This is a genomic window from Streptomyces glaucescens, assembly GCF_002154375.1.
Classification (GTDB): Bacteria; Actinomycetota; Actinomycetes; order Streptomycetales; family Streptomycetaceae; genus Streptomyces; species Streptomyces glaucescens.
Window position 1 is genome coordinate 1 of sequence record NZ_MUND01000728.1, and the last position, 9,632, is coordinate 9,632.

The following is a 9,632-nucleotide window of genomic DNA, read 5'->3' on the forward strand; positions in this document are numbered from 1 at the left end:
GACCACCGGTGCCGTGCTGACCCGGGGCGGGTGCCGGAGCGGTCCGTACGCGAGGTCTGCGCCGCTTGTGGAAGGCGCCCTGGAAAGACGCTCCGGTAACGCTCCGGAAAGGGCTCCGGAGAGCGCCCATGGACAGTCCGGCGGGCAGTGCCCCGCCTCTCACATCCTGCGCCCCCACGCCGAGATCATCGGCGGTGCNNTCAGCTCGTCGCGGATCTGGCGGGTCGTCGTGGCCTCCAGCGCGGCGCAGGCGGGCGAGGCGACGGGGAAGTACGCGTCGGCCTCGACTCGGCGCAGTCCGGCCGCGCGGAGCAGCCGCGGGAGGCCGCGTCCGAACGCGAGGTCCGCGCCGCGCCCGGCGAGGAGCTGGCGCAGCGCCTGGCGGAGCCGGTTCGCGAGCTGGTGCTCGGGACCGTGCTCGTCGGGGCAGACCAGCGGCTGCAGGGCGAGGTCGACGTCCTCGACGAGCAGCCGTCCGCCGGGACGCAGCGCCTTGGCCATCGAGCGCAGCGCACGGACGCAGTCGGGCACCTCGGCGAGCACCAGCCGGGCGTGGACGAGGTCGAACCCCTCCCCCGGCGGCTCCTCGACGCTCACGTCGTGGAGGCGGATCTGCACCGGCGGGCGGGCGGGCACCGCGGCCCAGGAGGGGTCGAGGCCGGTGGCGACGACCTTGCCGGTCGGGCCGACCTTCTTGGCCAGCCAGGAGACGACCGTGGTGCCGCCCGCGCCGACCTCCCAGCAGCGCCAGCCGGGGCCGACGCCGAACCCTTCCAAATGCCGGAACGTCGTGGGGTCGAAGAGGGCGGCGAGGGCGGCGGACCGTTCCGCCACCCCGGCCCGCCGGTGGTCCGGGGGATTCTCGTCGGTGAGCGTCATATCGAGATCATCCCACTTGTCCGACTTGTCCGGAACGGTCGACGCTCCGGGGCTCACCGAAGGCCCTCCGAAGTCCCGTTGTCCACAGGCGGGAACAAAGCGGAATCGCCACCTCCCACAGGCTTTCCCGGCCTGCGCGCAGCCCTGGCACACTGGCGCGACAGGCGCGGAAACGCGACGCGAGGATCCACGCGAGGAGATCCAGATGTCCATGGCAGGGAATCTGCGGAAGGTGACGAGTCTTGGCAGGGTCGGCGGCCTCCGCACGGTGGCACGGCTGGCCCGGCGGCGCCGTCGCGTCGACCTGAGCCACCCCGCCCGCTCCCCGCTGGGCTCCTCGGTCGTGAACTGCGTGGCGTACGAGGGGGGCGCCCGGGTCCCCCTCGGCGGCGACCTGGCAGACGCGGTGGAGCGGGTCCGCAAGAGCGGCCGCGGTTTCGTCTGGCTCGGCCTGCACGAGCCGACGGTCCAGGAGTTCGCGGGGGTCGCCGAGCTGTTCGACCTGCATCCGCTCGCGGTCGAGGACGCCATCGAGGCCCATCAGCGCCCGAAGGTGGAGCGGTACGGCGAGACGCTGTTCGCGGTGTTCAAGACGGTCTGCTACGTCGACCACGAGGAGCTGACGGCCACCAGCGAGGTGGTGGACACCGGCGAGATCATGGTGTTCGTCGGCGAGGACTTCGCGATCACCGTGCGCCACGGCCGGCACGGCTCGCTGGGCCCCCTGCGCGAGGACCTGGAGTCCCACCCGGAGCAGCTCGTCAAAGGGCCGTCGGCGGTGCTGCACGCGATCGCGGACAACGTCGTCGACGACTATCTCGGCGTCGTGGAGGCGGTCCAGGGGGACATCGACCAGGTGGAGACGGACGTCTTCGCGGAGAACGGCGCCCGGGCCGACCCGGGCCGCATCTACCAGCTCAAGCGGGAGCTGCTGCAGCTGAAGCGGGCCGTGGTCCCGCTCGGCCGGCCGCTGCTGGATCTCGCGGCCCGGCCGATGAGGGTGGTGGACCCGGAGATACAGGCGTACTTCCGCGACGTCTCCGACCACCAGCTGCGCGTCGCGGAGCAGATCGCCGCCTTCGACGAACTGCTCAACTCGATCCTCCAGGCACACCTGGCCCAGGTCACGGTCGCGCAGAACGAGGACATGCGGAAGATCACCGCGTGGGCGGCGATCGTCGCCGTGCCGACGATGGTCTGCGGGATGTACGGCATGAACTTCGACCACATGCCGGAGCTGCACTGGCGGTACGGCTACGGCATGGTCATCGGTGTCATATCGCTGGCGTGCCTGGTGCTGTACCGCGGCTTCCGGCGCAACGGGTGGCTCTGACCCGGGCGGGCGTCAGCTCTTCGCGTAGACGCGCTCGGCCCACTCGGCGATCTGATCCTCCGACAGGTTCCGGACCAGGTCGGCCTCGCTGATCATGCCGACGAGGCGCTTGTTCTCGATGACGGGAAGACGGCGGATCTGGTGGTCCTCCATTTCCCGGAGCACATCGCCGATGTCGGCGTCCGCCTCGATCCAGCGCGGCGTGCCCTGGGCCATCTCGCCCGCGGTGACCCTGGACGGGTCACGGCCCATCGCCACGCAGCCCACGACGATGTCGCGGTCGGTGAGGATGCCGCAGAGCCGTTCGTTCTCGTCGCTGATGGGCAGGGCGCCCACGCCCAGTTCGCGCATCAGCTGGGCGGCACGGTCCAGTGTCTCGTGGGCGGGGATCCACTGTGCACCGCGGTGCATGATGTCTCCGGCTGTGGTCATGAGGTACCTCCCGGTGCCGGGTTGGCCGGCGCGGTGCAGGGGGGCACCGCTGGTCCCGGCCCCCTTCATTCTGGCCGCGCCCTCCGGCACCCGCACCCGGAGCCGGAGTCCGAGAGCGGGTGGACCCGGGGCGGAGGCGACACCGTGGCCCCGGTGGCCCGCGGGCGTGGTGCTCACACCGAGAAGCCGACGACCTTCCGCGGCACGACCCGGATGATCACGCGGACCTCGTCGTCCTTCTCGGCGGGCGGGTCGATGCCCAGGTACTTGTGCGAGAGCTCGTGCGGCAGGCGCTTGCCCTCGTCCGGGACGATCTCGGCGGTGCCGCGGATCTCGACCGAGGTGTAGGGGTCGGCCAGGTCGAACACGGAGAGGCTGATCCGCGGGTCGCGACGGAGGTTGCGCACCTTCTGCCGCCCGTCGGTGGAGGAGAACAGGACCGTGTCGCCGTCCCGCTTGATCCAGACCACGGAGTTCTGCGGGGCGCCGTCCGGGCCCAGGGTGGCGACGCTGGCGAAGTTCTTGCCGTCGAGGAGGGCGCGCACCGAGTCGTCGAGGGAGATCGTCATACCCCCTACGGTAAGTCCATGCATATAAAAGAGCTGGGGGTGTCGGGAATCAAAAAGCTTCGAGCGCGCGGGAGTTGGGTTGATCAGCCGCTCCACGCCGGGTGTCGCGGATCGTCCGCCCGGACCAGGACGTCGGCCGTACCGGCGGGGTCGGTCTCGGCGTCGTAGCGCTCGAAGGCGGGCAGGGTCCAGCGGTCGGCTTCGGGGGTGCGGCGGCGCAGGGCGCCCGGGGAGAGGAGGAGATGGACGGTCAGGTCGAAGGGGAACCAGTGCCGCAGAAGGAGTGGCCCGTGCAGCAACAGCAGCCCGCCCGGCGGGAGTCGTACATAGGGGCTGCGCGTGGCGCGGTCGGTCGCCGGGTCCCACAGATCGGGCAGGACGCGGCCGTCGCCGCCGGGTTCGAGGGGCCCGAAGACCTCGCGCCACAACGCCCCGGTGTCGAGCCAGCCGTCGTAATAGGCCTCCACGTCCCGGTGGCCGTGCTCCAGCCGGACCGAGGCGGGGCGCAGAAAGCCCTCCGTGCCCACGACCATCGAGGGGCGACCGCGCAGGCGCAGGGCTTCGTGGACCCGCTGGGCGAGGTCCCCGGGCCGGGCCGCCGGGGCGCCGTCGAATGCGACGCGCGGCCAGGGGCTGCCGTCGCCGGGCTTGTCGCCGGGCTTCAGGTCGAGCAGCCGCTCGGTCAGAAGATCGCCGAGCCGGTCCCAGGTGATCGGTTCGAGTCGCACACGGCCCATGATGCGTCACCGGGCGGTCGGGACGCGTCCCGCATCACGGCCCGGCGGGCGGCGGGCAATTCGGGGAGATGGGCAGGGATTCAGGCGCCGGCTCGGCTCCAGCCGCCGCTTCGCTCGAACCGCCGGCCTCTTCCGGACAGCGGACGCCCCGGCCCTCCCCCGCCGTGCCGCGGAGTGTGCCGGACCGGCGGCGTGGCGCCCTGGGGTCCGAGGGCATGAAGAGGGTATGGCCGTCCTGCCCGCAACTCCCCGGTCCCATCCGGGACTTCTCGCCGTCCAGCCGCTGCGGCGCAAGCGGTGTGCCGCGTGCCGGCGCGGGCCGCTGCCGCTGCTCGTCCTGGAGGACGGGGTGCCGCGCTGTCTGGACTGCGCCGACCTCGGGCACCTGGTGCTCCTGCCGCGCGGCGACACGGCGCTGACCCGCAGGGCGCGCGAGGAGAGCGGGCTGTCGGTGATGGTCGTACGGTTCAACCGGCGCAAGGGCCGCTACGAGCGGCAGGGTGTGCTCGTGGAGGCGACGGGGCTCGCCCGGGCCGAGCGGCGCTGCCTGGCGGACGCCGAGGTGCGGCGCCGGCGGCGGACGCGGGACGCGCGGCGGCGGGCGGAGCAGGACGCGCGGTTCGCCGAGGCGTTCGCGGCGGAGATACGCCGGCTGTTCCCCGGCTGCCCGGCCGGGCGGGCCCGGGAGATCGCCGCGCATGCCTCGGTGCGGGGCAGCGGACGGGTGGGCCGCAGCGCGGCGGGCCGTGCGCTGTCCGAGGGGGCGGTGGTCTCGGCGGTCGTGGCCTCCGTGCGGCATGGGGACACGCCGTACGACCGGCTGCTGATGAACGGGGTGCCCCGGCACGAGGCGCGCGGGCGGATCGCGGCAGCCGTGGAGACGGTGCTCCGGGGCTGGCGGGAAGCGGAGATCGAATCGGCCGGGTGAGGCCGCGCCACCGCGACACCGAAAGCGGTGAGGGGGTGGTGTGCGGCGGGCGGGGATCTGGACGCTCGCTTATGGGAGTGCGGCGCTCGGGCATGGCCCGGGAGTGCGGGCCCGGCTTGACTGGGAGGCAGTCGGCAGGGGCGGACCGGACGGGTGTCCGGCCGGTCCGGCGGGGAGATGAGGGCGACATGATCGACGGACCGTTTTTCGTGCTCACGGTGCTGGGAGTGCTCGGGACCGGCCTGGTGGCCGGCGTCTTCTGTGCCTTCTCCGCCTTCGTGATGCGCGGGCTGACCGCCCTGCCGCCCGCGCAGGGTGTCGCCGCGATGCAGGCGGTCAACGCGGCGGCGGTGCGACCGGCCTTCATGGCCGTCTTCCTCGGCTCCGCGGTGCTGTGCGCGGTGATCGCCGTGGTGACGTTCGCGCTGTGGCCGCGGCTGGGCGCGGTGGAACTTCTGCTGGGCAGCGCGCTGTACCTGTTCGGCTCCTTCGGGGTCACGGCGGCCGCCAACGTGCCCCGCAACGAGGCGCTGGGGCGGCTGCGGCCGGGTACGGCGGAGGCCGCCGCGTACTGGCCGTCGTACCTGCGCGAGTGGACGGCGTGGAACCACGTCCGGACGGTCGCCTCGGCCGCCGCCGCGCTCGCGTACGTGCTGGCGCTGACGTGACCCGAGGGCCCGGACGCCCCGAAGGCCCCGGAGAGGTCTGAGGACCGGAAGAAGCTCCGGGCCGGGAGGACCGGAGAGCTCGGAGCCCGCGGGACCCGTTCTCCGCCCCTCTGCGCACACCGCGATCGGGACGTATCGTGTCCGGAAGGGTGCCGCCGATGCCGTACGGCCGTCGCACGCGTGCGCGAGGAACGCACGCCAGGAAGCGTAGGGAGACGGCCATGGCCGATCCCAAGGGATTCATGACCACACCCCGCCGGGACTGGCCCCGCCGTCCCGTCGCGGAACGGGTGCGGGACTGGAACGAGGTGTACGTCCCGGGAGCGCTGCTGCCGATCATCGGTGGGCAGGCCGATCGCTGCATGGACTGCGGTGTCCCGTTCTGCCACCACGCCTGCCCGCTGGGCAATCTGATCCCCGAGTGGAACGACCTGGTCGCCCGCGCGGACTGGCGGGACGCGGCCGACCGGCTGCACGCCACGAACAACTTCCCCGAGTTCACCGGCCGGTTGTGTCCGGCGCCGTGCGAGGCGGGATGTGTGCTCGCCATCAACCAGCCGGCCGTGACCATCAAGAACGTGGAGTGCGCGATCGCCGACCGCGCCTGGGAGGAGGGGTTCGCGCCGCCGAGCCCCCCGGACCGGCTGTCCGGGCGGACGGTCGCGGTGATCGGCTCGGGCCCCACCGGACTGGCCGCCGCCCAGCAGCTCACCCGGGCGGGGCACACGGTCGTCGTGTACGAGAAGGACGACCGGCCCGGCGGTCTGATGCGCTACGGCATCCCCGCGTTCAAGATGGAGAAGCACCACCTGGAGCGGCGGCTGGAGCAGATGCGGGCCGAGGGGACCAGGTTCCGCACCTCCACGGCGGTCGGGCGGGACGTCGACGCGGCGGAGCTGCGGGCCCGCCACGACGCCGTGGTGATCGCCACCGGGGCCACGGCCTCGCGGGAACTCCCGGTTCCGGGGCGCGAGCTGGCGGGGGTGCACCAGGCGATGGAGTATCTGCCGCTGGCCAACCGGGTGTGCGAGGGGGATCTGGAGTCCTCGCCGTTGTGCGCCGCCGGGAAGCACGTGGTCATCGTCGGCGGCGGTGACACGGGAGCCGACTGCCTGGGCACGGCCGTCCGGGAGGGCGCCGCGTCCGTGACCCAGCTGGACATCTACGCGCAGCCCGGCACCGAGCGCGACGAGGGCGCCGAGCCCTGGCCGACGTACCCGCGGATCTACCGGCTGTCCGCCGCGCACGAGGAGGCCGGAGCGCTGCGGACGGCACCGGCGGCGGACGCGGACGCCCGGCTGTTCGCGGCGTCGACGCTGCGGCTGACGGGCGACGCGGCCGGACACGTGCGCGCGCTCCATCTCGTCGAGGTGGACGCGGAGCGCCGCCCGCGGTCCGGGACCGGCCGGGCGCTCCCCGCCGACCTGGTGCTGCTCGCCCTCGGCTTCTCGGGGCCGGACCGGGAGGACGGCATCGTCGATCAGCTCGGGCTGGCCCTGGACCCGCGGGGCACCCTCGCCCGGGACGGCGGCTTCGCGACCGGCGTGCCCGGGGTGTTCGCGGCCGGGGACGCCGCCCGGGGGCAGTCGCTGATCGTGTGGGCGATCGCGGAGGGGCGGGCGGTGGCCGCGGCCGTCGACCGCCATCTGACGGGCAGCACCCGTCTGCCGGCGCCGATCGGGCCGTACGACCGGCCGATGGGCGTGTGACCGGGGCGGGAGTCCGTCAGCGGCGGTGTTCCTGCTCCCCGCTCGTCCCCCGCGCGGGCGTCAGCGGCGGCGTTCGTCCGTGCCGGCGCGCTTCGCCGTGGCCAGGGCGACCCGGTTCCAGGTGTTGATCGCGAAGATCAGCGCCAGCACCCGGCCTAGTTCCTCGTCGCCGAAGTGGGCCGCGGCCTCGGCGTAGACCTCGTCCGGGACCCCGCGGTCGGCCACCAGAGTCACGGCCTCCGTCAGGGCGAGGGCGGCCTGCTCCCGCGCGGTGAAGAAGTGCCGGGCCTCGCGCCACACGGCGACCATGTGCAGCCGCTCCTCGCTCTCGCCGGCCCGGCGCGCGTCGCTCGTGTGCATGTGGAGGCAGTACGCGCAGTGGTTGAGGTGCGAGGCGCGGATCTGGATCAGTTCGACCAGGGCCGGGTCCAGGCCGGCACGGGCGGCGGCGTCGAAGCCGACGAGGGCGCGGAAGGCCTTGGGGGCGGACCGGGCGAAGTCCAGGCGGGGTCGCTGCCCGGCCGGGGACTCCCCGGCCGGGGCGGCCGCCGCGCCGGTGGGATCGACCCGGGCCTCGTGCGCCGCCCGGAGCACCTGCGCGGTCTGCGTCGTCCGAGCGGTCTGCGTCATCTGCGTCGTCTGCGTCGTCATGGCTTCAACCTACGGCCCGCAAAGACCGGCGGTAGGGTGCATTTCTGTGGATGATTCGTGGGTCAATGAGGCGGAGCGCATCGGCGCCGACCTGCACCTGGAGCTGTCGGGTCCGGGCGGGCGGCGGGCCGCGCTCATCCGGGCGCTGCGCGAGGCCGTACGCAGTGGACGGCTGACGCCCGGCACCCGGCTGCCGCCTTACCGTTCGCTCGCCGCCGACCTCGGCGTCGCCCGCAACACGGTGGCCGACGCCTACGCCGAACTCGTCGCGGAGGGCTGGCTGACCGCCCGTCAGGGGTCCGGCACCCGGGTCGCCGACCGCGCCGAGCCCCTCGAGGCCGCCGCGCGGGTGCCCAAGAAGTCGCCTGCACACGCGCGTGGCCCCCGGTACGACCTGCGCCAAGGCGTCCCGGACGCGTCGGCGTTCCCCCGCGCGGAATGGCTCGCCTCCTACCGCCGCGCGCTCCAGCAGGCGCCCAACGAGGTGTTCGGGCCCGGCGATCCTGCGGGCCGCCGGGAGCTGCGCGAGGCGCTGACCGAGTACCTGGCACGCGCGCGCGGGGTGCGCACCGCGCCGGAGCGCATCGTCATCTGTTCCGGCTTCGCCCACGCCCTGCGGCTGCTGTTCCAGCCGAGCGGCCCCGGCGGGGGCTCGGCCGTCCTGCGCGGTCCGCTGGCCGTCGAGTCGTACGGGCTCGGCTTCCACCGCGATCTGCTGACCGCGGCGGGCGTCCGCACCGTTCCGCTGCCCCTGGACGAGGACGGCGCGCGGGTCGATCTGCTGGCGAGGGAGCGGGCCGTACTGCTCACGCCCGCCCACCAGTTCCCCACCGGCGGGCCGCTGCACCCCGCCCGCCGGGCCGCCGTCGTCGACTGGGCACGCGCGCGTGGCGGGTTGATCCTGGAGGACGACTACGACGGGGAGTTCCGCTACGACCGCAAGCCCGTCGGCGCCGTCCAGAGCCTCGATCCGGAGCGGGTCGTCTACCTCGGCTCGGTCAGCAAGAGCCTGTCGCCGGCGCTGCGGCTGGGCTGGATGGTGCTGCCGGAGCGGTACGTCGACGGCGTTCTCGCGGCCAAGGGCGAGCGGGAGGCGTGGGCGAGCGTGCTGGACCAGCTGAGCCTCGCCGACTTCGTCGCCCGGGGGGCGTACGACCGTCATGTGCGACGCATGCGGCAGCGGTACCGGAGTCGCCGGGACCGGCTCGTGGCCGCGCTCGCCGAGCGGGCGCCGCACGTCGGGGTCACCGGTGTCGCGGCGGGGCTGCACGCCGTGCTGCGGCTGCCGCCGGGCACCGAGCGGTCCGCCGTCAAAGCGGCCACGTGGCAGGGGATCGCCCTCGACGGCCTGGCGGAGTTCCGCCACCCGGAGGCCCCCACGGCGGTGCCGGACGGGCTCGGCGGGAGCGTACGCGCCGGGGGCGGGCTCGTCACGGACGGGCTGGTCGTGGGCTATGCGACGCCCTCCGAGCACGCATACGCGGCGGCGCTGGAGGCGCTGTGCGGGGTGCTGCCGCCGGCGTGAGGCGGGCGGGGGGGGACGGCGACCGGCGCTCCCCTGCGGTCGTCCCCCCGACATCCGGAAGCCTCCGGAGGCATCCACGCGGGAGGCGCTCCAACCTCGCAGCCCTCCTAGGTCGTGTCCGCAAAGTCCCGTCGTCCGCCCGAAGGGCGGGCCCCGCGGCGTCTGGTGCGTGCTCTCGGCGCGCCGGGCGGAGTCCCTCGT

Annotated in this window: 10 protein-coding genes; 5 read left to right on the forward strand and 5 right to left on the reverse strand. The window is 74.0% G+C overall.

Annotated elements, in window-relative coordinates:
• Positions 1-159 precede the first annotated feature (159 nt).
• A complete protein-coding gene (locus CCN42_RS36100; RefSeq protein ID WP_086741562.1) occupies positions 160-879 on the reverse strand; it encodes a methyltransferase domain-containing protein in 720 nt (239 codons plus the stop codon).
• A gap of 205 nt (positions 880-1,084) precedes the next feature.
• On the opposite strand from CCN42_RS36100, the gene CCN42_RS36105 reads away from it, so the two are divergent.
• Positions 1,085-2,212 carry a magnesium and cobalt transport protein CorA gene (locus CCN42_RS36105; protein WP_086741563.1) on the forward strand — a complete coding sequence of 376 codons (1,128 nt, stop codon included), beginning with the start codon at positions 1,085-1,087 and terminating at the stop codon, positions 2,210-2,212.
• 12 nt (positions 2,213-2,224) lie between these two features.
• Here the strand turns inward: CCN42_RS36105 and CCN42_RS36110 are convergent, their stop codons facing one another.
• The 3 genes from CCN42_RS36110 to CCN42_RS36120 all read right to left on the reverse strand — a co-directional run bounded on the left by CCN42_RS36110 (position 2,225) and on the right by CCN42_RS36120 (position 3,950).
• A complete protein-coding gene (locus CCN42_RS36110; protein WP_086741572.1) occupies positions 2,225-2,644 on the reverse strand; it encodes a CBS domain-containing protein in 420 nt (139 codons plus the stop codon).
• A 173-nt stretch (positions 2,645-2,817) separates the two neighbouring features.
• Positions 2,818-3,213, reverse strand: coding sequence for a PPOX class F420-dependent oxidoreductase (locus tag CCN42_RS36115; protein ID WP_086741564.1), 396 nt, complete (start codon positions 3,211-3,213; stop codon positions 2,818-2,820).
• 83 nt (positions 3,214-3,296) lie between these two features.
• The gene (locus CCN42_RS36120) at positions 3,297-3,950 is read right to left on the reverse strand and encodes a nucleoside/nucleotide kinase family protein (protein ID WP_086741565.1); all 654 of its coding nucleotides are present in this window, start codon (positions 3,948-3,950) and stop codon (positions 3,297-3,299) included.
• Positions 3,951-4,176: 226 nt separating this feature from the next.
• Here CCN42_RS36120 and CCN42_RS36125 point away from each other — a divergent pair, with 226 nt between their 5' ends.
• From CCN42_RS36125 to CCN42_RS36135, 3 genes are all read left to right on the forward strand, one after another.
• The gene (locus CCN42_RS36125) at positions 4,177-4,878 is read left to right on the forward strand and encodes a DUF2293 domain-containing protein (RefSeq protein WP_086741566.1); all 702 of its coding nucleotides are present in this window, start codon (positions 4,177-4,179) and stop codon (positions 4,876-4,878) included.
• Between the two features lie 188 nt (positions 4,879-5,066).
• Positions 5,067-5,546: an anthrone oxygenase family protein gene (locus CCN42_RS36130; protein ID WP_086741567.1), complete on the forward strand. Its 480-nt coding sequence runs from the start codon at positions 5,067-5,069 to the stop codon at positions 5,544-5,546.
• A gap of 221 nt (positions 5,547-5,767) precedes the next feature.
• On the forward strand, positions 5,768-7,255 hold the full coding sequence (locus tag CCN42_RS36135; protein ID WP_086741568.1) for a glutamate synthase subunit beta: 1,488 nt from the start codon (positions 5,768-5,770) through the stop codon (positions 7,253-7,255).
• A 60-nt stretch (positions 7,256-7,315) separates the two neighbouring features.
• Here CCN42_RS36135 and CCN42_RS36140 read toward each other — a convergent pair whose 3' ends face one another.
• The gene (locus CCN42_RS36140) at positions 7,316-7,906 is read right to left on the reverse strand and encodes a carboxymuconolactone decarboxylase family protein (RefSeq protein WP_086741569.1); all 591 of its coding nucleotides are present in this window, start codon (positions 7,904-7,906) and stop codon (positions 7,316-7,318) included.
• A 46-nt stretch (positions 7,907-7,952) separates the two neighbouring features.
• Between CCN42_RS36140 and pdxR the strand changes: the two genes are divergently transcribed.
• Positions 7,953-9,431, forward strand: coding sequence for a MocR-like pyridoxine biosynthesis transcription factor PdxR (gene pdxR, locus CCN42_RS36145; RefSeq protein ID WP_086741570.1), 1,479 nt, complete (start codon positions 7,953-7,955; stop codon positions 9,429-9,431).
• Positions 9,432-9,632 lie beyond the last annotated feature (201 nt).

Bases quoted from the DNA above. Each gene is read 5' to 3' on its own strand.
- CCN42_RS36105 (WP_086741563.1), top strand. From the start codon at position 1,085: ATGTCCATGGCAGGGAATCTGCGGAAGGTGACGAGTCTTGGCAGGGTC.
- CCN42_RS36110 (WP_086741572.1), bottom strand. From the start codon at position 2,644: ATGACCACAGCCGGAGACATCATGCACCGCGGTGCACAGTGGATCCCC.
- CCN42_RS36115 (WP_086741564.1), bottom strand. From the start codon at position 3,213: ATGACGATCTCCCTCGACGACTCGGTGCGCGCCCTCCTCGACGGCAAG.
- CCN42_RS36120 (WP_086741565.1), bottom strand. From the start codon at position 3,950: ATGGGCCGTGTGCGACTCGAACCGATCACCTGGGACCGGCTCGGCGAT.
- CCN42_RS36125 (WP_086741566.1), top strand. From the start codon at position 4,177: ATGGCCGTCCTGCCCGCAACTCCCCGGTCCCATCCGGGACTTCTCGCC.
- CCN42_RS36130 (WP_086741567.1), top strand. From the start codon at position 5,067: ATGATCGACGGACCGTTTTTCGTGCTCACGGTGCTGGGAGTGCTCGGG.
- CCN42_RS36135 (WP_086741568.1), top strand. From the start codon at position 5,768: ATGGCCGATCCCAAGGGATTCATGACCACACCCCGCCGGGACTGGCCC.
- CCN42_RS36140 (WP_086741569.1), bottom strand. From the start codon at position 7,906: ATGACGACGCAGACGACGCAGATGACGCAGACCGCTCGGACGACGCAG.